The 25046-nt window shown below is 56.7% G+C and carries 18 protein-coding genes; 10 read left to right on the top strand and 8 right to left on the bottom strand.

The annotated features are described in order from the left end of the window. Position 1 precedes the first annotated feature (1 nt). A complete protein-coding gene (locus FXO11_RS07330; RefSeq protein ID WP_148862378.1) occupies positions 2–1021 on the bottom strand; it encodes a response regulator in 1020 nt (339 codons plus the stop codon). Positions 1022–1405: 384 nt separating this feature from the next. Here FXO11_RS07330 and FXO11_RS07335 point away from each other — a divergent pair, with 384 nt between their 5' ends. Beyond that, complete coding sequence (locus FXO11_RS07335; RefSeq protein WP_148862379.1) at positions 1406–2278, top strand: DUF6160 family protein; 873 nt, start codon at positions 1406–1408, stop codon at positions 2276–2278. A gap of 182 nt (positions 2279–2460) precedes the next feature. After that, a complete protein-coding gene (gene sbcB / locus FXO11_RS07340; RefSeq protein WP_148862380.1) occupies positions 2461–3912 on the top strand; it encodes an exodeoxyribonuclease I in 1452 nt (483 codons plus the stop codon). 14 nt (positions 3913–3926) lie between these two features. On the opposite strand, the gene FXO11_RS07345 is transcribed toward sbcB, so the two are convergent. The 4 genes from FXO11_RS07345 to FXO11_RS07360 form a co-directional block, all read right to left on the bottom strand. Beyond that, the gene (locus tag FXO11_RS07345) at positions 3927–4781 is read right to left on the bottom strand and encodes a helix-turn-helix domain-containing protein (RefSeq protein ID WP_227546069.1); all 855 of its coding nucleotides are present in this window, start codon (positions 4779–4781) and stop codon (positions 3927–3929) included. Positions 4782–4815: 34 nt separating this feature from the next. Further along, positions 4816–6981, bottom strand: a complete 2166-nt coding sequence (locus tag FXO11_RS07350; RefSeq protein WP_148864830.1) for a carboxy terminal-processing peptidase — start codon at positions 6979–6981, stop codon at positions 4816–4818. Between the two features lie 324 nt (positions 6982–7305). After that, positions 7306–9456 carry a 3-hydroxyacyl-CoA dehydrogenase NAD-binding domain-containing protein gene (locus FXO11_RS07355; RefSeq protein WP_148862381.1) on the bottom strand — a complete coding sequence of 717 codons (2151 nt, stop codon included), beginning with the start codon at positions 9454–9456 and terminating at the stop codon, positions 7306–7308. Positions 9457–9480: 24 nt separating this feature from the next. Continuing rightward, positions 9481–10689, bottom strand: a complete 1209-nt coding sequence (locus FXO11_RS07360) for an acetyl-CoA C-acetyltransferase (RefSeq protein ID WP_148862382.1) — start codon at positions 10687–10689, stop codon at positions 9481–9483. Between the two features lie 346 nt (positions 10690–11035). On the opposite strand from FXO11_RS07360, the gene FXO11_RS07365 reads away from it, so the two are divergent. Continuing rightward, the gene (locus FXO11_RS07365) at positions 11036–11299 is read left to right on the top strand and encodes a late competence development ComFB family protein (protein WP_148862383.1); all 264 of its coding nucleotides are present in this window, start codon (positions 11036–11038) and stop codon (positions 11297–11299) included. A 19-nt stretch (positions 11300–11318) separates the two neighbouring features. On the opposite strand, the gene FXO11_RS07370 is transcribed toward FXO11_RS07365, so the two are convergent. Then, on the bottom strand, positions 11319–13964 hold the full coding sequence (locus FXO11_RS07370) for a DUF349 domain-containing protein (RefSeq protein ID WP_168203134.1): 2646 nt from the start codon (positions 13962–13964) through the stop codon (positions 11319–11321). Between the two features lie 208 nt (positions 13965–14172). Between FXO11_RS07370 and FXO11_RS07375 the strand changes: the two genes are divergently transcribed. After that, on the top strand, positions 14173–14679 hold the full coding sequence (locus FXO11_RS07375) for a regulatory protein RecX (RefSeq protein ID WP_148862385.1): 507 nt from the start codon (positions 14173–14175) through the stop codon (positions 14677–14679). Positions 14680–14798: 119 nt separating this feature from the next. Here FXO11_RS07375 and mltF read toward each other — a convergent pair whose 3' ends face one another. Beyond that, on the bottom strand, positions 14799–16250 hold the full coding sequence (mltF, locus tag FXO11_RS07380) for a membrane-bound lytic murein transglycosylase MltF (protein ID WP_148864831.1): 1452 nt from the start codon (positions 16248–16250) through the stop codon (positions 14799–14801). 652 nt (positions 16251–16902) lie between these two features. Between mltF and purL the strand changes: the two genes are divergently transcribed. Both purL and FXO11_RS07390 read left to right on the top strand, forming a co-directional pair. After that, on the top strand, positions 16903–20808 hold the full coding sequence (gene purL / locus FXO11_RS07385; protein WP_148864832.1) for a phosphoribosylformylglycinamidine synthase: 3906 nt from the start codon (positions 16903–16905) through the stop codon (positions 20806–20808). Between the two features lie 609 nt (positions 20809–21417). Continuing rightward, positions 21418–21732: a Nif3-like dinuclear metal center hexameric protein gene (locus FXO11_RS07390; RefSeq protein ID WP_148862386.1), complete on the top strand. Its 315-nt coding sequence runs from the start codon at positions 21418–21420 to the stop codon at positions 21730–21732. On the opposite strand, the gene FXO11_RS07395 is transcribed toward FXO11_RS07390, so the two are convergent. Continuing rightward, complete coding sequence (locus tag FXO11_RS07395) at positions 21733–22275, bottom strand: NUDIX hydrolase (RefSeq protein ID WP_148862387.1); 543 nt, start codon at positions 22273–22275, stop codon at positions 21733–21735. A 199-nt stretch (positions 22276–22474) separates the two neighbouring features. Between FXO11_RS07395 and FXO11_RS07400 the strand changes: the two genes are divergently transcribed. From FXO11_RS07400 to purT, 4 genes are all read left to right on the top strand, one after another. Then, positions 22475–23056 (top strand): CoA pyrophosphatase, encoded by a 582-nt coding sequence (locus FXO11_RS07400; RefSeq protein ID WP_148862388.1) that lies wholly within the window; start codon positions 22475–22477, stop codon positions 23054–23056. Between the two features lie 7 nt (positions 23057–23063). After that, positions 23064–23588 carry a gamma carbonic anhydrase family protein gene (locus FXO11_RS07405; protein WP_148862389.1) on the top strand — a complete coding sequence of 175 codons (525 nt, stop codon included), beginning with the start codon at positions 23064–23066 and terminating at the stop codon, positions 23586–23588. Between the two features lie 6 nt (positions 23589–23594). After that, on the top strand, positions 23595–23774 hold the full coding sequence (locus FXO11_RS07410) for a DUF1289 domain-containing protein (RefSeq protein ID WP_227546128.1): 180 nt from the start codon (positions 23595–23597) through the stop codon (positions 23772–23774). 66 nt (positions 23775–23840) lie between these two features. Next, positions 23841–25022, top strand: coding sequence for a formate-dependent phosphoribosylglycinamide formyltransferase (gene purT / locus FXO11_RS07415; protein ID WP_148862391.1), 1182 nt, complete (start codon positions 23841–23843; stop codon positions 25020–25022). Positions 25023–25046 lie beyond the last annotated feature (24 nt).

Raw genomic sequence — 25046 nt, forward strand, 5'->3', positions numbered from 1 at the left:
GCTACTCCGTCAGATAGGAAATGGCTTTTTCAAGGTGAGGGGTCGAATCGGCTGTCAGCAGGACCAGCAGGTCGCAGACCACATTATGGTCCTCAATGGCATAGTTGATCTCGATACAAAGCAGCTTTTGATCGCTTCCCTGGTGGTATTCCAATAGTTCGCCAACCTGGCGATGCTGGCCCAGTACCGTGGGGTGGCCCAGGCCGAAGCGTAAATCCAGCTGATCGCCGAGGCCCTTGAGAAAAGCTCCGAAGAGAATGCTGGACATATCCATCAAGACTTCGACTTCCAGAGCGTGGCGGTTTTCCTCCTCGTAGCGCAGTAGTTGCGCCATATCTTCGAAACTGGCGTCGGAGAAAAGCAGCAAGGCCTCTCCCGCCACGCCCGCGCCATTGAAGCCCTGGCAAACTGCAGAGTAGCTTTCCTTCGCTGAAGCGGCCGTCAAGGCCATAGACAGTTCGCTCTGGGCTAAGGTGGCGACCCGCGGTACGGGAAGCTTCACGAACACATCGAGCAGCCGGGCCAGCAGGTCCGCCGCTTGGCCCATGGCGACGTTGGACATCTCCTGCAGGTACGCTGCCAGGTCCAGCTTCCCCTCCGGTTCAGGCGCTGGACTCGGCTCGGCTTGTGCTTGAGCCTCTTCAGAATCGTCGGCCCGGTAGATTCCGAACTCCTCGAGAATCTGCTGAATTTTTTCGGGATCGGTGGGCTTACGAATGAAGTCCATGGCTCCCAGTTTGCGCACGCGCTCCCGAGCCTGGGGTTGTATGTCCCCGGAAACAACGATCGTCATCACTGGTAGGTCATCTCGCGCCACGGCTTCAAGTACGCCGTAACCGTCCAACACCGGCATGTTCAGATCGAGGAACATCAGGTCACAGTGTCCCTGGCGAATCACCTCCAAGGCCTGCTCGCCATGTTCTGCATAGCTGATCTCGGCGGGCCAGTTCTTTGGCAGCGCCCGCGCCATTTGCTTGCGGGCCATGGAGGAGTCATCACAAATCAGGATGCGATAGCTCATGGGGTCGGGCTCTTCTAAATTTCTCCCAGTCTAGCAGTGCTGATCGCGGCATGCCGGGAAACGTTGAAAAATAAGATCAAATCCCTAACCACGTTACATTGAAGGGGCTTGAAAGTCTGTTTGGCCACGCCGTGAACGGTAACGTGAGGGGAGTGTAGAAAGGAATGTCATTAAATGTAAGACGCTATTCACAGTTTCCACGCCCCATTGGCCAAGGCATGGCCTAATGTGACACGCCTCACTTTTGTTGCCGTAGCGCCCCACTATAGTCGGCTCACAAGCAAACCATAAGAAACGCTGCATGCGGGTACGAACAAAAAACAACAGCCCGCGTTGTATGCATGGCTGAAGTCGCAGTCAAAGTCACTCAGAGACACTACAACCATGAACAGGGAAGCGCTGAAATGCGTGGCCCCGGCTTTGTTCGTCCTGACGTTCTCAGCAACGGCGCAGGCTGAACTGCAACCCATTAGTGAAAAGGAAATGGGGCGCGTAAGCGGGCAGGCCATGGTCGCAGTGGATGTTGATGGGACCGACACCAACCGTTTTACCCGGGTCACTGTTGGGATGGATGCGGAGATCCAGACCAACATCGATAATGTAGTACTGGGAGACACTGGCGACGGTTCCGATGTAAAGATTGCCCAACTGTCTCTCGGTCATATCTCTACGGATCAAACCAAGGTCCAACTGGATGGACAGACCTATGCACTGAACGAGATTGTGCCTTTTGTGGGCTCGGATCCTTATTTCGAACTGGCCGAGCGGGATGGCGAGGTCGTCGGTTTTCGCATGGGGCTCAATCAGGCGCGGGGGACATTGTCGGGCGATATAACCAGCTTCTCCGGTAACCTGGGTATTGAGCTTCAGGATGCGTCCGGGAACCCGGTTGCGGCACAGCTATTCGACGCCACGGGAGCCGCGACGCATACTCGCGCCACGCATATCGGCCTGGACGACGCCGCCACCGATTGCAGCGCAGGCGTGCAGTGCAATGCCCTGAGCAACCTCAAGACCTTGAACATCGGCACGAACAACGAAGACGGGACAGTGGGTTTTGCCAAGGAACTGTTTGTTTCTTTCCAGAAAGAGGCCGTCCAGTGGCAGGGCAATACCGAGGGCGGAACGCCAATAGACGCGGCGGCAGGCGTCTTTCTTAATGTGCCTACGGCCATGCGGCTCGATTTACAGACATTGGAGCAGGGTGTTCCGCGGGCGCGCACCGAATATATCGACCGCGGTCTAGGGTTGTTCTAAGGTTTCCGGCAAAGCGCCATCAGACCTCGGATCCTTGTCAGGCAAAGGTTCCTGTCAGGCAAAGGTTCCTGTCAGGCAAGGGCTCCTGTCAGGCAAGGCGTTCTGCGAGGACTGGGGCGCTTAAGCTCTGTCTGGTACACTCGGCAGCCACCATTGGGAACATCTGCTGAGGTTTGTACGGCGTGATCAAGAGCTTCTACTGGCATGACTACGAGACGTTCGGCGCCGATCCGATCCACGATAGGCCGTCCCAATTCGCCGGCGTGCGCACAGATGCCGACCTCAACGTCATCGAGGAACCCCTGGTCATCTATTGCCAGCCTACCGAGGATTACGTTCCCGATCCGGTTGCCTGCCTGATTACTGGCATCACACCTCAGAAGGCGAGAGCCGAGGGCTATCCCGAGGCCGAGTTCATCGACCTGATCCATCATGCTTTTAGCCAGCCGGGCACCTGCGCAGTGGGTTACAACAGCCTCCGTTTCGACGACGAAGTCACGCGCCATACCCTCTACCGCAACCTGCGCGATCCCTATGCCCGTGAATGGCAGAACGGCAACTCCCGGTGGGATATTATCGACATGGTGCGGCTGACGTATGCCCTGCGGCCGGAGGGCATCAACTGGCCCAAAAAAGAGGACGGTACACCGAGTTTCCGGCTGGAGGAACTTACGGTCGCCAATGGCATCAGTCATGAGGCCGCGCACGACGCCATGTCCGATGTTGAGGCAACCCTTGCCCTGGCTCGCCTGATCCGGGAAAAGCAGCCTAAACTTTTTCAGTATGTGCTGGAGCACAAAGACAAGCATTCGGCCCGAGCCATGCTTGATCTGGCGTCCTTCAAGCCCGTTTTTCATGTTTCCAGCAAATACCCTGCAACCATCGGCTGCTGTGCGATGGTGGCGCCCGTGGCGCAGCATCCGGTCAACCGCAATGCGGTGATCGTCTATGACTTGCGCCATGATCCCGGCGAACTGATCGAGGCGACGCCCGAGCAGATCCGCAACCGGGTCTTTACCTCTCAGGCTGCGCTGGGAGAGGACACGGCGCGCTTTCCCCTCAAAGCCATTCACTTGAATAAGTGCCCAATCCTAGCCCCCGCTACCATGCTCAAGTCTCTTTCCGCGGAGCGACTGGACGAGTTGCAACTGAACGGCGAGGTGCTCAGATCGAACTTGCAGAAGTTGCGCGCCGCGCCGGGGATAACGGAACGTATCACCGAAGCTTTCCAGCCTCAGGAGAACGGGCCGGGCGATTTGACGGATCCCGACGAACAGCTATACGCGGGCGGCTTCCTGACACCGAATGATCGCAAACGGCTTGACCAGCTGCTGCTTCAGCCCATTGATGTCATAGGAGAGGCGGTTCCCGCGTTCGACGATCCCAGACTTGAGGAAATGGTCTTCCGCTACCGCGCCCGGAATTTTCCCCAAACATTGCAGGCCGAAGAGCAGGAGCGCTGGGAACAATTTAGGCAGCAACGGCTGATGCAGCCCAAGGCCGGTTGGCGTTCGCTAGAAGGCTTCTTTGCGGATGTACAGCAACGATTGCAGGCGGAGGATCTCAAACCCCGAGAACGCCATTTGCTCGAAGAGCTGGCGCTGTACGGTGAGTCGCTGATTCCCTACGTTTGAGTCGGAAGATCCGGCTAGCCTTTTTTGCGAGACGCTTTCTTAGGCTTTTCAGCCTTTCCGCTGCTGTCCACCGCTGCGGACTTGGGCGTTGACGCCGACTTACCCGGGCCGTCCTCGACTGGCTTGGCAAAGGCGTCGCGGATCTTTGCCACCTCTGCCTCTTGCTCAGCGGCAAAATGCAGGGACATTTCAAAGCTCTGGCGAGTGAACGCCAACACCTTCTCAAAGCCTTCATCCGAAAGTTGCCGGGCCTCGTCGTGGCCACGGAAGATATTAATAAACTGACGCTCGCGTTCGAACTGCAGCGGGAGTCTGCCCACGCCCCAGTCGTTAAGAACTCGCCAGGCTTCGGGATTGTAGTTGCGCGTATAACGCAGGATAAAAGGGATGGGGTCGTTTCGGGCCACCAGCGCCGCCAGACGCAGAATCAGTTCGAAGGAGAGCGTTGCGGTGCCATTTTCTATCGCCTCGAGGAAGTTTTTGTCACGCAGATCCAGTGCATCGGCCATTTCGCTCAGAGTGAGGCCCGCAACTTCGCGAATGTCTTTTAGCGAATCGCCTGCGGCAAGCATCATCCGAAGCTGATCTTGGGACTTGAGCAGCGCGCGGCCGGCCTTCATCGAGGCATCTGTCGTGCGTAGGGCGAAACGAAAGGCCGAACCGGTGAAGTCCGACAGCCGATCCACCAGCGAGTCTTCTTCGCTATTGTCTTTCGGCTTCTGCTTTGACGGGGTGTCGGATCCCGGCGTACCGGTCAGGGGTGGTACGCCCAAGGCCTCCGCCTGCTGCATGGATTGGATCGCGTGTAGCGTGTCCATGAGCAGACTTTCGAGGGCAAGGGCTTTATTGCGTTCGCTATCGGTGGCCATGAATGGCGTCCCGCCTGTCAGGTACCAGCCCGACTCAGAATTTCTCTGTGGTGTTACGTGCCTGAGCGGTAATGCGCTCCGGGTGGATCATGGAGGCCATACGGGAATCCAATTCAAGCATATCCGCCATAATATGCCCGCCCTCGCGGACGATGAAGTCGAGCTGATCGTCACCGTCCGGGTCGGCTGCCTCTGCTTCCTGATGGTTTTCCAGTGCTGTCCAGTCCTCAAAAGGCTCTTTACCCTGCAACTGACGGCGGGCATTGGCGATCTTAAGCTGGCGTGACTCCAACTGGTCCTGGTAGGTTTCACGCTCGCTATAGTTGAGGCTGACCCATTCCCGATCACGCTGGCTATTGAGTAGCTGGATTTCGTCTTCCAGAAGCTGGAATTCGGGGCTCTTGGAGAAACGATCTTCATGGCGACGACGCAACTCTTCGATCACGCCACTGAAATCAAAGTATCGCGCATGCGGTACAGCCTCGATTTGGTCCCAGGGCAGGGCACCTTCCAATGCATCTTCGCCGATTTCGTCCTTATTAATGCGCGTCGGAATAGTAATGTCGGGAATCACGCCCTTATGCTGGGTCGATCCGCCGGACACCCGGTAGAACTTGGACTGGGTGATTTTTAGCTGGCCATGGTTCAGTGGGCGAACGGCCTGAACGGTTCCCTTGCCAAAGGTTTGAGAGCCAACGACCAAGCCGCGCCCGTAATCCTGGATTGCGCCCGCGAAGATTTCCGAAGCGGAGGCGCTCATGCGGTTGACCAGTACCACCAGCGGACCGGAATAGGCCACGGAGGGATCTTCGTCGGTCAGAACGCTGACATCGTTGTCCGCGTTGCGAATTTGCACTGTAGGCCCTTCGTCGATGAAGAGCCCGACCAAATCGCTGGCTTCCTGCAAAGCACCGCCGCCGTTGTTGCGCAGATCGATCACCAGTCCTTCCATACCTTTTGTTTTAAGGTCGCTGATCAGTTTGCGAACGTCTCGGGTGGTACTTTTATAGTTGGGGTCACCGGCTTGCATGGCCTGGAAGTCGGCGTAGAAGGTCGGGATATCGATCACGCCCACTTTATAAGGCTGACCGTTGCGCTCCAGTTCGATGAGATCGCTTTGAGCGGACTGCTCTTCCAGCTTGACCTCGTCACGGGTGATGGCGATGCCGCGGGTTACCGTCTCGTCAGAGGCGCTCGCCGGAATGACTTCGAGGCGAACTACCGATTCGCGCGGGCCACGGATCAAATCAACCACTTCATCCAGGCGCCAGCCAATCACGTTGGTGAAGTCTTCGTCTTTTCCCTGGGCCACGCCGACAATGCGATCGCCCGGCTTGAGCTGACCTTGTTTGGAAGCGGGGCCGCCGGGCACCATGCGCACGACCTTGGTGTACTCATTATCAGACTGCAGTACGGCGCCGATCCCTTCCAAAGACAGGCTCATGTTGATGTTGAAGTTTTCGGACGTTCGCGGCGAAAAATAAGAGGTGTGCGGATCCCAAAGTCCTGCAAAGGCATTCATGTAACTCTGGAAGGCATCCTCACTACGGGCCTGCATGGCGCGGGTGCGCTGGCTCTCGTAGCGCCGGGTGAGGGAGGTGACGATCTCTTCGTCATCCTTGCCATTAATACGCTGAGCAAGAATGGCGTTCTTGATACGGCGTCTCCAGATCGCGTCCAGCGCTTCCTTGTCCTGCGCCCAGGGCTCTTCTGCGCGATCCAGCTTAAGGCGGTCTTCGCTGTCGAACTCGAATTCATCGACGCCGTCGGTCACCAACTCCAGTGCGTAGTCCAGGCGCTCGATGACCCGTTTCTGAAACAGGTTGTAAATCTGGAAAGCCGGATCCAGCTGGCCGGTCTTCAGTGCGGCATCGAGCTTGGTGCGCCAGGGCGAAAAACGCTCGATATCGCCCTGCAAGAAATACATGCGCTGGCCGTCGAGCTGGTCGAGATAAGCATCGAATACGCGCTCCGAGAGTTCGCTGTCGATCCGCTGCTCGCGGAAGTGGGTGAACTGAAGCTGGCGGGATATCAGGATATTGGCACGGGCCTGATCGATAGTTGGCGATACCGGTTCAAACGATTTTTCGGCCTCCTTATCGAGAGCCGCAATCACGGCCGAAGAAGTAACCATCAGGCCTAGAGCCAGCGCTACGCCGGAGGACCGAAGACGAGATAAGTTAGGCTTGCGGATCGTCATTGGCATGTCAGTTAATCTATATAGGTGAAGGTTCTAGCCATACGCTGTCATTATAACCAAGCGTATACGGTATCCGGCAGGCAATCCCTACGAAAGACCCGGGCGATTAAATTCATTGTAGGCAAGCGGGAACCCGGTTGCTACCGGCCATCGAGGGCAAGGGGATGACAATCTGTCCATATTAAAGACAAATTTATGGCTGGAAAATGCGGCCGGGGTTCGCCTTTTACAGCCCGGCCTTGAGGGCTTGGTGGCAATATAGGCGGTCCGTTCGGCAGTTGAGGCTGGGCTCGCCTTTAACTGGCAAGCCCAACGTTAAGGGCGCTACTTGAAATGCTCGTTGCGCTCCGCTTTGTCCCGCAACAACTGGGGCGGACTAAAGCGATCTCCGAACTGTTCGGCCAGCGCTTCGGCTCGTTTGGCGAAATCCCGCACACCGTAATGATTGATGAATTGGATGGCCCCACCGCTCCAGGCAGCGAAACCAATGCCGAAGATGCTGCCCACATTGGCGTCCTCGACCGTCCGCAGTACACCCTCTTCGAGGCAGCGGACCGTCTCGATGGACTGAATGAACAACAAGCGGTCCTTCAGTGTTTGCAAATCCACGCTTGCCGCCTTGGTCCGGTCGGTAAAGGCGTCGATCAAGCCCGGCCAAATCTGCTTTTTGCCGGACTCGGGGTACGTATAGAAACCGGCTCCGGCAGCCTTGCCTTTGCGGTTGTGCTCATCGACCATGGCATCGATGACCGCTTCGGCGGGATGAGGCGTCCAATTGTGTCCGGCAGCTTCGATATCCTTGCGGCTTTGATTTCGTACATGCTGGATCAAGGTCAAACTGACCTCGTCACACACGGCTAACGGTCCCACTGGCATACCGGCTAGCACGCCAGCGTTTTCGATGCTGGCGGGATGAATGCCCTCCTTGACCATCGCTACGCCCTCGTTAACGAACGTGCCAAAAACGCGGGAAGTGAAGAAGCCCCTGCTGTCATTCACGACAATGGGGATCTTGCCGATCTGCAGCACGTAATCGAAGGCGCGGGCCAGGGTATCGTCCGAGGTTTGTTCACCGACGATGATCTCCACCAACTGCATCTTGTCTACCGGTGAGAAAAAGTGCAGTCCGATGAACCGCTCGGAATGGGCTGACGCTTCCGCGAGCTGCGTGATGGGAATGGTGGAGGTGTTGGACGCGAACAATCCGTTTGCGACCAGTTTCTGCTCGGCTTCGCGGGTCACTTTCGCCTTTAGTTCGCTATCCTCGAATACGGCTTCGATAATCAGATCGCACCCGGCCAAGTCATCACTCATGTCAGTGGCTTTAATGCGATTAAGAATGGCCTGGCTCTGGTCTTTGCTTATCTGGCCCCGGCTGACCTTCTTGTCGAGCAACTTCTGCGAGTAGCCTTTGCCTTTTTCCGCATTGTCGATAGAAATGTCCTTAAGGACGACATCGACACCGCGCATTGCGGTCGAGAAGGCAATTCCGGCGCCCATCATGCCGGCCCCCAGCACGCCTACTTTCGAGAATTTTGCGCGTTCCACGCCGCTCGGGCGACTGCTGCCGGCCTTGATAGCATTGAGTTGGAACCAGAAGGTGCCGGTCATATTCTTGGCCACCTGACCGATAACCAGTTCGGTGAAGTAGCGGGTTTCGATTTTCTCCGCGTTGTCGTAGTCGACCTGGGCACCTTCGACCACCGCGGAGAGGATCGCTTCCGGAGCAGGATAGCAGCCCTTGGTTTTCTGCTTGAGCATAGCCGGGGCGATGGCCAGCTTCTGCGCCATGGCAGGATGCTGCGGCCCGCCGCCGGGAATCTTGAAGCCTTTTTTGTCCCAAGGCTGCTGGCAATCCGGATTAGCCTCGATGAACGTCTTGGCCTGCTGGATCAGCTCGTCGGCATCGCTGGCCAGCGCGTCGATCATGCCCAGCTTCAATGCAGTTTTCGGATTCGCCTTCTTGCCTTCCATCAAGTAGGGGAAAGACGGCTCCAGGCCGATAATGCGGGGCAGACGCTGGGTTCCGCCGCCACCCGGTAGCAGGCCCAGGGTGACCTCGGGCAGTCCAAGTTGAATGCTGTCGTCGTCGAGAACCACGCGGTGATGGCAGGCCAGGCAAAGCTCAAGGCCACCGCCGAGGGCCGAGCCATTGATAGCCGCCACGACCGGCTTGCCACAGGTTTCCAGGGCCCGCATCTGGCGCTTGAGGCGGGTAACCATCGCTTCGAACTCGCCGGCTTGATCCGGAGTGACTTTGTAAAGCTCGTTCAAGTCGCCGCCCGCGAAGAACGTCTTTTTGCCCGAGGTGACAATAATGCCTTTCAGCGTACCCAGGTCATGTTCGATGCGTGCCAGGGTGTCCGCCAGTGCCTCGCGGAACGCTGCATTCATGGTGTTGGCGGACTGGCCCGGCATGTCGATGGTGAGGGTCAGGATATTTTTGTCGTCGATGTCGTAACGAATTGCAGTCATGGTTGGATCCTTCTCCGTCCCGGCTTAGCAGCGCTCGATGATGGTTGCGATACCCATACCGCCGCCCACGCACAGGGTTGCGAGCCCGTAGCGCTGCTCGCGTCTTTCCAGTTCGTCCAGCAGGGTGCCGAGAATCATTGCGCCGGTGGCGCCCAGGGGGTGGCCCATAGCGATGGCGCCGCCGTTAACGTTGACTTTATCGTCCGGGACGCTCAATTCGCGCTGGAACCGCATCACCACCGAGGCAAAGGCCTCGTTGACCTCGAACAAATCAATGTCGTCGACGCGCAGTCCCGCTTTTTTTAACGCCTTGCGAGCGGCCGGAGCCGGGCCGGTAAGCATGATCGTTGGGTCGGTGCTGGTGACCGCCGTGGCGACGATACGGGCCCTGGGCAGGAGGCCCATCTCGCGGCCCTTGGACTCGCTGCCTATCAGCATGGCTGTGGCGCCGTCGACGATGCCCGAGGAGTTGCCGGCATGGTGCACGTGGTTGATCCTTTCCACGGCGTGGTATTTCTCGCGGGCCACGCCGTCGAAACCCATTTCGCCCATCATTTGAAACGAAGGCTTGAGCTGGGCAAGGGATTCCAGCGTTGTGCCCGCGCGGACATGCTCGTCACGATCGAGTATCAGCACGCCGTTCTGGTCTGAGACAGGAACGATTGAGCGCTGGAAGTAACCGTTGGCCCAGGCTGCTGCGGCTTTCTTCTGAGAATTCACTGCAAACCGGTCCACATCCTCGCGACTGAAACCTTCGATGGTTGCAATAAGATCGGCGCCGATGCCCTGGGGCATGAAGCCTGTCTTGAGATTGGTTTCCGGGTCCGTCGCCCAGGCGCCGCCATCGGATCCCATGGGAACACGGGACATGGCTTCTATACCGCCGGCAACCACCAGGTCTTCCCAGCCGGAGCGAACCTTCATGGCGGCAAGGTTGACGGCCTCCAGGCCGGATGCGCAGAAACGGTTAAGGGTTACACCAGCCACCACATCATCCCATTGGGCGGCTAGAGCGGCTGTTTTGGCAATATCCGCGCCCTGATCGCCGATGGCGGTGACGCAGCCCATCACGATATCGTCCACCTGTGCGGTATCGAGTTCGTTGCGGCTCTGCAGCGCCTTTAGCACAAGGGTTAGCAGTGTGATCGGCTTGACGCTGTGAAGCGCGCCATCCCGCTTGCCGCGCCCCCGCGGCGTGCGCACCGCATCGAAAATATACGCGTCTGTGGTCATGGTTTCCCCTAGAGGTCAAGGAAGGTGGGTGTTGTGGTTATAAATGGTCGCAAACCGCCACCTTAGCCCGTAGGTCAAAACGGTGTAATGGCGGTCGCTGCCAATCGAATTGACGAAACTGCTCACGGCAGGGCCGAGTGTGCTTTTTGCATAGAACGGTTCAAAGTCCGAATAAGCTGACAGAAAGCCGTTCCGCTTCTAATCTTGATTGAGACACAAATTCTTTTGTTTAAGAAAGAAATGCTCCTGATTAAGACTGACGTAGGCTTGATCGAGGCCCTTGATTGAGAACCGATTGAGGCCCTTGATTGAGAACCAGAGGTACGGCGGCAAAAGGCGAGATGTTATGTCCCTGCTCGATACGATCGACAATTTTTATGAAAAGCTGGTGGCCGACGCGGTGGAGGCCACCCGGCAACCCGATGATGATGCGGACTTTCTGGGGGATGTGATGTGCGTGGCGCTGAACCGGCTGCCGCCACGTTATTACCGGCACACAATCGACATGAAGTTCTATCTGGCTGATCCGGAAATGGAAGAAATGCGGGAGAAGGTAAGGCGCAGGGTCAACGAGGCGCGAGAATTTGTCCGGAACCACCAGCGCGACTAACGCGGTGGCTCCGGAAGGCTCAGCCTTGCCAGTGGGCCAGAGCCTGGCGCAAGCGGGGTGCCAAAACTTCAGCATCTTCAGCAGGAATTGGCTGCGAACACCAGCAAGCGATCAGGCGGTCGATCTCTTCTTCGGTATTGGTTGCAACACCTCCCATGCCAGCGGCCAGGCGCTCAACCTGTTGCTTCATCCGTAACCCTTGGTCTTCATCCGGCGAGCTGGCACCGGTAGCGATCTCCAACCTAACGGCAATCTCTCTGGGCGTCGGTAAGGGCTCCGGCACGGCGGCGGTATTGGCATTGTCGGCCTGGGACCGGAACTGATCGATTCGACCCTGCCATTCGGTCACCCGCTGCTGATGGGCGGCTTGCTGGATCCTGGTTTTAATCGCGTGTTTCTCGTTCCCTAATGCATCGCTCACAGCGTGGGGAAGCTTACGAGGTACAGGGGCTTGACTGAGTTGCTGGAGCTGGGCTTCAAGTTGCTGAACGCTCACATTACTTGCTGACCGCATCGACTCACTCGCCGAAATAGCCTGTTGCAGTTTCTCTATTGCCGCGTGATCTTCGGCGACCTGTTCGGCACGTTCGGCATCCCGTCGTGCAAAAATGCTGTCGCACGCGGCCCTGAACGCTTGCCACAGCTTGCGATCTTCCCGGTGACGGGTGATCCCCGAGGCCTCCCATTCCTTTTGCAGTTTCTTGGCCTGTTCCATGGCATCCGCGAGTGGTTCGTGGGTAATCAGCGCTTCTGCGCGCTCCACGATCGACTGCTTGAGCGCTTCGTTTTTATGCCGCTCTTCATTCAGCGGAACCTCGATCTGTTTCAATCGCTGGTCAAAGGTTTTTTGCAGGCTGCGGTTGGCTTTGAAATCCACAGGCCAGGCACTTCGCCATTCTTCGCGAGCGACGCGATGAATGCGTTCAACGGCTTTTAAGTCAACAGCATCCCAATCTGCATTTGCGGCAAATTCAGCCAGTTGATCGCAAATCGCCCGGCGTTTTTCCAGGTTCACCTCTTTGAGTTCGGATTTCGCTGCGAAATAGGCCTGACAGGGTTCGTAGGCCGCATCCGATGCCGCTTTGAAACGGTGCCACAGCGACTGATCGGAGGAGCCGCCCAGGCCGCGCCACTCCTGCTGCAACTCCTTGATTCGGGTCGCTTTGGCTTCGGGTTCCGTATGCTGGCTGGCCAGGTGCTCCATGGCGCTGCAGAGTTCTTCCTGTTTGGGCCGGGTCGCGAAGCCTTGCCAGTCTTGCAGGTCCTGCAGTTGACGGCCGAGCAGCGTCAGCCGTGCCTGGCGGGTCTGTGCGTGTTTTTGATCGAGGCCATTGAACGCGTGCTGCGCCTGTTTGTGTAGCTGCCGGGATTCGGACAGAAGATTCTGTTCCAACGACTGTTCGAGGCGATCAAGCAAATCGTCCAACACTTTTTGCTGGGCTTTCTGGTCGCTGGTCTGCGCCTTTTGTTGCTCTTTCTCGTGGCCCAGTTTGCGGCTGACAACGTCCAATTGTTCAGGCTGAGCATAGCCGGCAGGCCAGTCCACGGTCTTCAGCAATTGCTTCAACGCGTTAGTGTCGGGCGCTTCTGTCTCGAGCAGCTCAACGAGGTGATCCTGTTGGGAGGCCAGACGCTGCACTGCGCTGATGTAATTGCGCAGCTCCAACATCAGACTCTGGTACGCTTTTTGTTCCGCCTTGCCCACCTCGGTTTCCCGGGTAGCTTCCATCCAGCGGTTTTCCTGGGTTTTTTGCAGAGCATCCAGAGACGATAACGACGGCCCGCGTTCGGAAACGTCTGCAGCCAGGGTGTTCAAGGTGCTGCGCAACAGCTCCAGCGTCGCCGTGCGTTCCTCGGCTTTCTGGTGGGCCTCGGCTTCCTGAGCGACAGCCTGCTCGGCCTGACGGATACGCTGGCCGCAACGATCCAAGGCGGTTAGAAACGCGGTCTGTTGTTCCGGTGACGCCTCGTCGCTAAGGTCCCGCCATTGAGCTTGCAAGCTCTGCACGCGTGCCGCATAGAGTTGCGTATTGTCAGTCCGTGCCTGCTCTTCCATCTGCTGGATCAGACCGCCGATCAGTGCCTGAATCGATGCTGCTTTCTCCTGGGCTTGGCGCAGGGATTGGAGCTTCTTCCGGGTCAATTGGTATACGCCCTTGTCCCGGCCTTTGGCTGCTTTCTGCAATGCCTGCAGTTCGTCCTCGTTTTCGATTCGCTCGGCGGCGGAAAGGCGGACGGCCGCGGTCTTGCCCTCGATGGCTAGCGTCAACAACTGCTTTGGATCGGTTTCAGCGGACACTTGTTGGACGCTTTCGTCCTGACTCTGACAAAGTTGGCGGATCAACGACTGCGACTGAGGATCTTTGAGGGCGCCCAGCGACTCCTCGACCTGGGCGGGCGCTGTCTGCGCCAAATCGCCGATGCGCTGCGCCAGCCGGCTGCGCATACTGGCTGACGCTTCCGAATAGAGCGGAATCAGGTGACGGATATGATTGATCCGCTCGACAGCCGCAGTACGAAGCGTATTTGTTTCGCTCTCGCGGGCAACCTGAATCAGCACATCGAGATCTTTGGTGTTATCCGGATTCAGTCGGCTGACGTCGACAGGTTTGGGCGTACTGTCCGCTTTCTTGGTTTTGAAGAATTTTCTAAAGAATGCCGCCATAACACTATCCCAACAGAACAAGGCAAGTTGCTGACCTGAAAGGCAAGCCAGAGTCACACAGCCGCCGTAGCGGACTGCCGAAGCGTATGCCTGCGCCATCGACGCCGGCATTTATGGTGGGTTAGTCTAATCGTTTTGGGGAGGCCGTGCACAGGCCCGTGTGGCATTGTCAGGTCAATGGAAAAGAATAGAAAACGGATTCGTATAGATGCCTGCCGGATGGTCGAAAACCACGAAGGAAGATCCTGAATACCGCGCTCGATCATTGGCGCTGAAGCTGCTAGCCCGTCGCGAACATAGCCGCCAGGAACTCCGGCTGAAATTGATGCAGCGCAAGCTCACTCCGGAGGTTATCGACCCGGTGCTGGACGACTACGAGAGCGAAGGGTGGCTGGACGATGCGCGTTTCGCCGATGTCTATGCCCGGCAGCGTATGGATATGGGGTACGGTCCGCTTCGGATCGAAAGTGAGCTTCAGCAGCGCGGTGTCTTCCGGCGTCCCGACTGTCTGGCCGGGGTTTCAGAGTCGCAATGGGCCGAGAAGGCTATCCAGGCTCGCCGCCGTCGCTTTGGTTTGTCCGGCGAGCCCCTAGTGTGGGATGAGCGAATGCGCCAAGCGCGTTTTTTGGCTCAGCGCGGCTATACCGGAGAGCAGGCCGAGCGAGCGCTTGAGGCTCGGGAAGAAGCTGGCGAAGGGATAAATAACAGTGTGTGATTGTATTGAGGCGCGCTAACGCATTCGCGTGGCGTATTGCCTGAAACCTAGTTGCCTGAAACCCGGAACTAACCTTATCGCCTAAGAGTAACGCCGTCGTTGGAACGTTAACTCTGTTCTTAGAGCGTCGGTGGTGCGATGGACAGGGACTGGGGTATTTCCAGAGTCTCTGCCGGCGTACGCTCTATCGGTCTGGTATCGCGGTCCAAATTTGGGAATTCGGGTGTTTGCGCCAATTGTTCGCTGGCAGGCAAGGGTTGTTTCATCCATGCCAGTACGTCGTAGTAGCGTCGTATATTCTGTACGTATACGACCGGCTCGTGGCCCCGCGCGTAGCCATAGCGCGTTTTGGTGTACCACTCTTTTTGAGCCAGCAAGGGCAGAAATTCCTTGACGTCAATCCATCGGTGCGGATCTTTGCCTGCATCTTCTGTGAGGCGCCTGGCATCTTCAAGGTGACCAAACCCGACGTTATAAGACGCCAGGGCAAACCAAGTGCGGTCCGGTTCGGGAATGTCGTCGGGAATCTGATCGTGCACCATCTGGAAGTAGCGTGCGCCCCCATCGATACTTTTTATCGGATCCAGGCGGTTGTCGATACCGACGTACTGAGCGGTGTTGCGGGTCAGCATCATCATGCCACGCACGCCTGTGGGCGAAACGGCATTTGGGCGCCAATGGGACTCTTGATAGCCAATCGCGGCTAGCAGGCGCCAGTCCATCTGATACTGCTCGGCGGTAGACTGAAAAACCAGCTCGTAAGTGGGTAGCCGGTTGCGCACGTGATACACGAAGGTGCGCGCGCCAACGTAGTTCAGGCGATCCAGATGGCCATAGAAGCGTTCCTTGAGCTGGGCAAGACTGCCGTTGGACTGCATCTTGTTGAAAAAGGTGCGCGCAGCTTTGACCAGGCTGTCGTCCTGCTGCGCCGGGAACAGCCAAGCGATCGGCTGAGGCTTATTTAGATCAAAGCCTTTTTTGATGTGCGGGAAAAACACATGATTGAGCGCCAGTTCGGTGGAGTCCACCACCGCGACTTGAAATTCACCGGATTCCACACGCTCGAGGATGCCGGCGGTATCGATACCCTCGTGACTTTCCCAGCGTAGATTGGGGTATTTCTTCGTCAGTTCGGTGAGCGGTTCGATGTGATTGCTATTGGCAACCGCATGGATGATCCGGTCACCGACGTCTTCGGCTGACGTTGCCGACTCGGCTTTACGGTGATAGATGAGGGTGGACTGTACGTTAAGGCTGGTCGGTACTGTTTTGAATGCTTCTGTAGCCGGAACCGTTCCCGAAAGGCCCGCCAAACCGATGTGCGCATACCCCTGATCGAGAACAGATAAAATTTGGCCGTTGCCTTCAGCTTCGCGCACCCGCAACTCCACGCCCAACTCGTTGGCAAATCGCTTCGCGAGTTCGTATTCGAAGCCGGTGGGGCCGTCTCGTCCTTCATAGTAGACTGAAGGCGACGGCCTGGCGATGACGTGTAATACCCCTTCCTGGCGCAGTTCCTCCAGCGTGGAAGGGCGAGAGCAAGCCGTTAGCGCGCCTACAAGGCTCACCACGAGCGCCGCATAAAGGGGGCGTCGACTGGATGATCTCAAGATAGAAACGACTGACAAATCCCTAGTCTCCTTGAAACCCGTAAGGGGTACGTGCCGTGTCTGCAACAGATCAATGCCGTCCCGATCGAGTAACTTGCGCAGACGCAACCTTTCTTAACGGTGTCCCGGCAGCCGTGTCCATACTCCCTGGACAATTCGATCACGCCCCGCTTTTTCTGTGTCCGGCTTATGGGTCGTCCGTACTATGAGCGCGTTACTATGAACGCGTTGTACGGATCTCCGGCACTAAAAATTTGTAATGGATCTGATTGATCACAAAATAGCGGTCGGACGCTCAGGTGGTTTATTGATAATCCCCAAATCCCCGGAGCGGGTCAATCAACTATCCGTCTAACACTGCAAAAGCCTGTAAATTCTGCCGCACCGTTGCGTGCTCAATGCGGTCCAAGAAGCCCGGCCACCAAAGCTTCGGGGCAGGGAGCAACGCGGACGCCGAAGCGAGTCCCGAACCGAAACGGTATCCGCTTTTTTACGGGTTTCGAGCGTGCCAAATCTGTATCCGGGACTCGGTTTCCAGTATCATTGCGCCCGTCTTGAACGGGGCTGCGTGCACCAGTCCCATCCCCAGATTAGCGCGATACAGGTTTTTGCCATGCTGGAACTCCGCGGCGCGCCCGCACTTTCACCTTTCCGCTCCGAAAAACTCCTGTCCCAGATCCAGGCTCTGGTACCGGCAGTCTCTAGAATCTATGCGGAGTTCATGCATTTCGTCGACGTTCCCGAGTCGCTTTCGGAGCAAGAGGAGCTGGTTCTAGATCGTCTCCTGACTTACGGCCCGTCGGCGGACACCCAGGTGGCGGAAGGGGTTTTGTTCCTGGTCGTGCCGAGACCCGGCACCATTTCTCCATGGTCCACTAAGGCGACGGATATTGCGCGAATTTGTGGCTTGCGTCAGGTTCGTCGCATCGAGCGCGGTACCGCCTTCTACATCCATGCGGACTGCAAGCTAAAATTGGAGCAGCGCGAGGCGCTTGCTGGCCTTTTGCATGACCGCATGATTCAGCGGGTTTTCCATGAGATGGGGGGCGCGGAGCTGTTGTTCCATCGCGAGGAGCCTCGCACGCTGAACAGCATTCCGGTGATGAATGGTGGCCGTCCTGCATTGGTCGAAGCCAATCAGCAGCTAGGCTTGGCGCTGGCAGAAGACGAGATCGACTATCTGGTAGATGCATTCACTCGGCTCGAGCGCGATCCGGTCGACGTGGAATTGATGATGTTCGCTCAGGCGAACTCGGAGCATTGCCGCCATAAGATCTTTAATGCTTCATGGGATATCGATGGCGAAGGGCAGGAAAAATCGCTGTTTGCGATGATCAAGAACACCTTCGAGATGAATAGCGAAGGGGTGCTCTCCGCCTATAAAGACAATGCTTCGGTCATTCGCGGCGCCCATGCAGGCCGTTTCTTCCCGGATTTGGTAGACGGCGTTTATCGCTATCACCCGGAAGACATCCACATCCTGATGAAGGTGGAGACCCATAATCACCCGACAGCTATCTCCCCGCACCCGGGCTCAGCGACCGGCGCTGGCGGCGAAATCCGAGATGAAGGCGCGACCGGTAGGGGCTCCAAGCCCAAGGCGGGGCTGGCCGGTTTCACGGTCTCTAATCTGAACATTCCCGGTGATCTTCAACCTTGGGAGGCAGAGTACGGCAAGCCCGAGCGCATTGCCTCGCCGCTGGACATCATGATTGAAGGGCCAGTTGGCGGCGCGTCGTTCAATAATGAATTCGGTCGTCCTAACCTGACCGGTTATTTCCGTACGTTCGAACAGGTAGCGCCAGGCGCCGCTGGCGAAGAAGTCCGGGGTTATCATAAGCCGATCATGATTGCCGGGGGACTCGGTAATATTCGAGCGGATCATGTCGAAAAGGGCGATATCCCGGTTGGCGCCAAGCTGATTGTGTTGGGCGGGCCGGCGATGTTGATCGGCCTGGGTGGCGGTGCCGCCTCTTCGATGGATTCCGGAACCAGCCACGAAGATCTGGACTTCGCGTCGGTTCAGCGTGATAACCCGGAAATGGAACGCCGCTGTCAGGAGGTCATCGATCGCTGCTGGCAATTGGGCGACGCTAACCCAATCAGTTTTATCCACGATGTGGGAGCCGGTGGCTTGTCGAACGCCATGCCTGAACTGGTAAAGGATGGCGGTCGCGGTGGTCGTTTCGAGCTGCGCGATATCCCCAGTGATGAGCCGGGCATGTCACCGCTAGAGATCTGGTGCAATGAATCCCAGGAGCGCTATGTGCTCGCGGTGGCGCCGGATCAAGTGGATCGCTTTGACGCTATTTGCCGACGCGAGCGTTGCCCTTATGCGGTTATCGGCGAAGCAACCGAGGAGTCTCATCTGACGCTGTCGGACGCCTATTTTGATGATTGTCCGGTGGATCTGCCGATGGATGTATTGTTTGGCAAGCCGCCACGGATGCACCGGAGCATCGAGCGGTCTTCGTTCACCAAGGCTATTTTCGATACTCGCAAGATTGATGTGAACGACGCTGCTAAGCGCGTCCTGCGCCTGCCGTCAGTCGGTAGCAAGAGCTTCCTGATTACTATTGGCGATCGCACGATTACCGGTCTAGTGGCCCGTGATCAGATGGTAGGGCCGTGGCAGGTTCCGGTCAGCGATGTTGCGGTTACCGCTGCATCCTTCGACACGTTTGCCGGTGAGGCCATGGCTATAGGGGAGCGCACGCCGGTGGCTGTCATCGATGCTCCGGCGTCGGGCCGGATGGCAGTTGGTGAGGTGATTACCAACTTGGCTGCGGCTTCGATTGGAAGGCTCTCCGATATTCGTCTATCGGCTAATTGGATGGCTGCGGCGGGGCATCCGGGAGAAGATGAGAATCTATACGAAACCGTACGAGCGGTGGGGATGGAGCTGTGTCCGGCGCTAGGAATTACGATCCCGGTGGGCAAGGATTCCATGTCCATGAAAACAGTCTGGGAGGAAGACAACGGTGAGCAGAAGAGTGTCACTGCGCCGCTCTCACTAATCATCAGCGGTTTTGCTCCCGTCGCCGATGTGCGCAAAACGTTGACGCCGCAACTGCGTACAGATGTCGATGAAACCGACCTTATCCTGATCGATTTGGCCGCAGGACAGAATCGTCTGGGCGGTTCCGCCCTGGCGCAGGTCTACAGTCAGGTCGGTGCCGTGGCGCCTGATCTTGACGATCCCGAAGACATTAAGGCGTTCTTCGCGGTGATTCAGGGGCTCAACGGCGACGACAAGTTACTCGCTTATCATGATCGCTCTGATGGGGGCATGTTCACCACGTTGGTGGAAATGGCGTTTGCCGGACACACGGGTATCGATATCAAGCTCGATGGCCTCGCCGGGGAACCGAGCCAGTTCGCGCGGGAATTGTTTAATGAGGAACTGGGTGCGGTGATCCAGGTCCGTCGCGACGATACCCCCTTCGTGCTACAGCAATTCACGGCCGCTGGCCTGGGTGAGCACACGGCTGTCGTGGGCACGCTGAACGACTGCGACCGCATCCGCTTTACCTTCGAAGAGCAATCGGTCATCGATACGACTCGCGAGGAGTATCAGCGGCTCTGGTCCGAAACCAGCTATCGTATTCAATCCTTGCGAGACAACGCCGATTGCGCCAAGCAAGAGTACGACAATATGCTGGCGCCTGCGGATCCCGGACTGAACGTCAGCCTCTCCTATGATTTGCGAGAAGATATCGCGGCACCGTATATCAATACCGGTGTGCGGCCTAAGGTTGCTGTTCTGCGTGAGCAGGGCGTCAACGGCCAGGTCGAGATGGCTGCGGCCTTTGATCGCGCTGGATTCGACGCCATCGATGTGCACATGAGTGACGTGCTTTCCGGTCGCGTGACCCTGGAAAACTTCCGGGCGATGGTTGCTTGCGGTGGTTTCTCCTACGGCGATGTACTTGGGGCTGGTGAAGGTTGGGCCAAATCGATTCTCTTCAATGAGCGTGTCCGTGAGCAGTTTGCGGGTTTCTTCGCCCGTCCGGATACGCTGACGCTGGGCGTGTGCAACGGTTGCCAGATGCTATCCAACCTGCATGAGTTGATTCCGGGAACGGATCACTGGCCGCGCTTCGTTCGTAATGAGTCGGAGCAGTTCGAGGCGCGGTTGGTGATGGTCGAGGTTCAGCGTTCACCCTCGCTCGTGTTCGAGGGCATGGCGGGTTCACGCATGCCTATAGCGGTCGCCCATGGTGAGGGTCGGGTTGAATTCCGTTCCAGCGATGCGGCCTCCCAGTTGCAGGAAGGTGGATTGGTGTCGTTGCGCTACGTCAGCAACGAGGGTCATGTAACGGAGCGGTATCCGTATAACCCGAATGGCTCCATGGCGGGCATCACCGGCCTGTCATCCCAGGATGGCCGGGTGACCATTATGATGCCTCATCCAGAGCGTGTATTCCGTACGGTACAGCACTCTTGGCATCCCGATAGCTGGGGCGAGGATGCGCCTTGGTTGAGGTTGTTCCGCAACGCACGCAAGGTGCTGGGTTAGGTGTTACCTCTGTCATGAATGGCTAGAATGGTCGGCTGGACTTTCCTGCGTCGTCGACTTAATGATTGAGAGAAAGGCTGGTCAGGTTGTTCTGATCAGCCTTTTTTGATGTGTCGTTTTTCGCTCCATTTGGTAACGAGGGTTGTTACCGCTCGTTACCGCCTTATCCCCACGCGTGACAGATCTGTCATTGGTGTCTGAAATCCGTCTCCTATTAAGCAATATGCAGTCAAAAATATAGCAAGGCAGGGGCGCTATCACTGAAATTTATGCTTGACTTCGAGTTTTTATGCACATTTATATTTTCAAAAATTAGTGGGGGTGTACAAGCCGTATACATCTCGCCCAAAAAATATGCTAACTCCGTAACTAATTGATTTTTAATAAGTAAATTGCATCGGTGATTTTGTCGCCAATTTGAGGGGAAGGCAGTAACCATAGGGGTTCAGGCGACGTTCCCAAAAAGTTTCCCCAGAGTTATCCACAGATTCTGTGGGTAACTGGCACAAGCGCTTGAAGTGCTGCGTCTTTGTCCAGATTGGTTGTTTTATGAACGGCGGTTGAGCCTGATAACCTTATGATTTCGCTTCCTCTATAGGAGAACTCGAAATGTATAAACTGTGTTATTTCGTCCCGGAGACGCATTTGGAGCAAACCAAACAGGCCATTTTTGCTACCGGTGTAGGTCGTATTGGTGATTACGACTCATGCGCGTGGCAGACGCGGGGCCAGGGTCAGTTTAGGCCGCTAGACGGCAGTCAGCCTTACCTCGGTCAGCAGGGGGTTGTGGAAAAGGTCGACGAGTACAAGGTAGAGCTGGTGTGCGAGGATGGGCTGGTTCGGGATGCGGTGAGAGCGCTGAAGCAGGCTCATCCTTATGAAGAGCCTGCGTTCGAGGTGTTCCGGCTGGAGGTGTTCGAGTAACTATTGTCCCAGCTTTCGTCGGATGTCGCCCAGGCGTACCGGGAAGTGCTCTTCCATCTGGTCCCTGATGAAATGTTCCAGTGTTTCTCGGATGGTGGGAAACGCCAGTTCATCCCAGGGGATGTCGTCATAGCCGAATAGTTGCGCGTCCAGCGACTCTTCTCCGGCACCGAATTGGCCGTCGGTCAGCGTAGCGCGGAAGAACATGTGGACTTGGTCAATGTGGGGTACGTCAAGCACGGTGTATAGACCGTCCACCGTTACTTCTGCGAGAGCTTCTTCGAGGGTTTCCCGGACTGCGGCTTCGACTGTGGTTTCGGCGTTTTCCATAAACCCGGCGGGCAGCGTCCAATAGCCTCGCCTGGGCTCGATGGCTCTGCGGCAAAGCAATATCTGGTTGTTCCATACGGGAATGGTGCCGGCAACGATTCTTGGGTTCTCGTAGTGAACCCGGTTGCAATGCTCGCACACGTAACGGTGACGGTTATCGCCATCGGGAATGCGATGAGTCACCGGCTTGCCACAATGACTGCAATAATTCATTAGCCACCTCAATTCTGTATCATCCCAGTATACTGAGGTGCGCGTCGTCGTCGACCCGCTGACTACGATATTTGTTAATACGCCATTTATTGCCTTTTTGACTACCGCATCTGGTCGCCTACTTCGGGATTGTAGTTCCAGTGCGCTAGAGCTGGCTCTTGAGTGACGAGCGCCAACAAGACAAGACAGGAAATGCAAGTTGCTTGATCATTTTAAACGATGTCTCGATCGTCATACGCCGCAGCAGATTGCGTTGGATTATCCTGAGGCCGGTATCCTGGTTCCGGTGACGGACCGGGCATCCGATCCGGAGCTGATTTTGACCCAGCGAGCGGCCCATCTAAAAACCCATCGTGGACAGGTTGCCTTCCCGGGAGGCAAACGGGATCTCTCTGATCGCTCTCTCGAGGAGACTGCGCTGCGGGAAACCCATGAAGAAATCGGCTTGCCTCCGTCCCAGGTGCAGGTGGTGGGGTCGTTAAGTCAGGTGGTCTCCCGTCATCGCATCTTAGTAACGCCTTATGTGGGTATTGTGCCGCATGGCGCGGTGCTCGAGGCTAGTCCGGCGGAGATTGACGCCATCTTCAAAGTGCCGGTTTCATTCTTTATGGATGATCGCCGCCTTCGAACAGACGCGTTAGGATTTCAGGGGAGCACGCTTTACGTTCCCTGCTATGAATGGCAGGGATATCACATTTGGGGGTTGTCGGCGGTGGTTCTAGTTGACTTCCTGAACGCGGTGTACGATGCCGGTATTGACCTGCTGGAGGCGCCAAAGTGAGGTGTTTATGAAATACGGTCTGGGAGATCTGAAGCCAACACTCGAGGGCGAAGGCCATTACATTGCCCACAACGCAACCGTCATTGGCAGCGTGTTGCTGCAGGAAAAAGCGAGCATCTGGTTTAACGTTGTCATTCGTGGAGACAACGATCTTATTACTATTGGTCCGGAAACGAACGTGCAGGACGGCAGCGTGCTGCACACGGATTCCGGAATCCGGCTAACGCTAGGGCGTGGTGTCACGGTGGGGCACAAGGCGATGCTCCACGGCTGTGAGATTGGCGATTATTCGTTGATAGGCATCAACGCAGTGGTGCTCAATGGCGCAAAGATAGGCAAGCATTGTTTGATTGGTGCCAATGCGCTGATCCCGGAAGGTATGGTGATTCCCGACGGCTCTTTGGTTGTGGGTTCGCCCGGCAAAGTCAAGCGGGAGCTCGGCGACAACCAGCGCAAAATGCTGGAACTAAGCGCGGCGCACTATGTGCAGAATGCTCAACGATATCTCAAGGAGCTGGAGGCATTGGACTGAGGGATGATTAGAAGCAGGCCTGTACCGTCTCCGTGTGTTTGCGTGTGCGCACTTGATGAGAATGATATCTGCATCGGTTGTCAGCGTTCCTCTGCGGAAATTACTCGTTGGTCCGACATGACGGACGACGAGCGGCTGGAGGTGATGAAGCTCGTTGCCAAGCGTGAGGAAAAAATTGCGCTTTAACACACTGGCGTGATGTTCGGCTTCGGGTTTCTCGTCTCTATCTGAAAAAAACAAGAGGGTTTTTTGATGGTGAGTATCGGCACACCACTGACAGAATCGGCTTTTCGGGTCCTGTTTTGCGGTTCGGGGGAGCTGGGGAAAGAAGTGGTGATTGAGCTCCAGCGGTTGGGTGTTGAAGTCATCGCCGTGGATAGATACGCGAATGCGCCTGCGATGCAGGTAGCCCACCGTAGTCATGTTATCAATATGCTGGACGCTAACGAATTGCGTGGGGTTATCGAATTGGAAAAGCCGGACCTCGTTGTCCCGGAAATTGAAGCGATTGCGACGCCCGAGCTGGTTAAGCTTGAAGCGGAAGGGGTGAAGGTCATTCCTACGGCTCGGGCGGTTAACCTTACAATGAATCGCGAGGGTATTCGTCGGCTGGCTGCCGAAGAGCTTTCTCTGCCTACTTCTCCTTATCGTTTCGCCGATACCCTTGAGGCCTATCGCGATGCGGTGAGGGAGATCGGTTTGCCGCTGGTCGTTAAGCCTGTAATGAGTTCCAGTGGTAAGGGGCAGAGTACTATTCGTGAATCCGGGGATATCGACGTAGCCTGGGAGTACGCTCAGCAAGGCGGGCGCGCTGGTCAAGGGCGGGTGATTGTCGAGGGCTTTGTCGACTTCGACTATGAAATCACCCTGTTGACGGTTCGTCATGCTGGCGGCGTCTCCTTCTGTGACCCGATTGGCCACATCCAAGAGGACGGGGATTACCGTGAATCTTGGCAGCCGCATCCCATGAGCGACTTGGCGCTACAGCGCTCGAAAGAGGTTGCGGATAAAGTGACTGCCAATCTTGGCGGTTTCGGCGTCTTCGGGGTTGAGCTTTTCATTAAAGGTGACGATGTCTATTTTTCTGAGGTCTCTCCGCGACCTCACGATACGGGTTTAGTCACGCTGATTTCCCAGGACCTCTCCGAATTTGCGCTTCATGCTCGTGCGATTCTCGGGCTGCCAGTCCCGGCCATTCGGCAGCAGGGCGCGAGTGCCTCTGCTGTCATCTTGCCCGACGGAGAATCAAAGGCACCGGCTTTTCATCATCTCGAAGACGCGCTTTCCACTCCCGATACTCAAGTCCGACTTTTTGGGAAACCAGAAATCGCAGGACGTCGCCGGATGGGGGTGGCGCTTGCCCGAGCCGACGATATAGAAGGGGCTAGGGCACGAGCGCGCAAATCTGCAACAGCGATCAAAGTAAGTTTCTAGAAAAATATTGGAAATAGTCGTTGA

The sequence above is a fragment of the Marinobacter fonticola genome, from assembly GCF_008122265.1.
Lineage (GTDB): Bacteria > Pseudomonadota > Gammaproteobacteria > Pseudomonadales > Oleiphilaceae > Marinobacter_A > Marinobacter_A fonticola.

Coding starts and splice junctions, on each gene's coding strand:
- FXO11_RS07330 (WP_148862378.1), bottom strand. CDS start 1,021: ATGAGCTATCGCATCCTGATTTGTGATGACTCCTCCATGGCCCGCAAG.
- FXO11_RS07335 (WP_148862379.1), top strand. CDS start 1,406: ATGAACAGGGAAGCGCTGAAATGCGTGGCCCCGGCTTTGTTCGTCCTG.
- FXO11_RS07345 (WP_227546069.1), bottom strand. CDS start 4,781: ATGGCCACCGATAGCGAACGCAATAAAGCCCTTGCCCTCGAAAGTCTG.
- FXO11_RS07350 (WP_148864830.1), bottom strand. CDS start 6,981: ATGACGATCCGCAAGCCTAACTTATCTCGTCTTCGGTCCTCCGGCGTA.
- FXO11_RS07355 (WP_148862381.1), bottom strand. CDS start 9,456: ATGACTGCAATTCGTTACGACATCGACGACAAAAATATCCTGACCCTC.
- FXO11_RS07360 (WP_148862382.1), bottom strand. CDS start 10,689: ATGACCACAGACGCGTATATTTTCGATGCGGTGCGCACGCCGCGGGGG.
- FXO11_RS07365 (WP_148862383.1), top strand. CDS start 11,036: ATGTCCCTGCTCGATACGATCGACAATTTTTATGAAAAGCTGGTGGCC.
- FXO11_RS07370 (WP_168203134.1), bottom strand. CDS start 13,964: ATGGCGGCATTCTTTAGAAAATTCTTCAAAACCAAGAAAGCGGACAGT.
- FXO11_RS07375 (WP_148862385.1), top strand. CDS start 14,173: ATGCCTGCCGGATGGTCGAAAACCACGAAGGAAGATCCTGAATACCGC.
- purL (WP_148864832.1), top strand. CDS start 16,903: ATGCTGGAACTCCGCGGCGCGCCCGCACTTTCACCTTTCCGCTCCGAA.
- FXO11_RS07390 (WP_148862386.1), top strand. CDS start 21,418: ATGTATAAACTGTGTTATTTCGTCCCGGAGACGCATTTGGAGCAAACC.
- FXO11_RS07395 (WP_148862387.1), bottom strand. CDS start 22,275: ATGAATTATTGCAGTCATTGTGGCAAGCCGGTGACTCATCGCATTCCC.
- FXO11_RS07405 (WP_148862389.1), top strand. CDS start 23,064: ATGAAATACGGTCTGGGAGATCTGAAGCCAACACTCGAGGGCGAAGGC.
- purT (WP_148862391.1), top strand. CDS start 23,841: ATGGTGAGTATCGGCACACCACTGACAGAATCGGCTTTTCGGGTCCTG.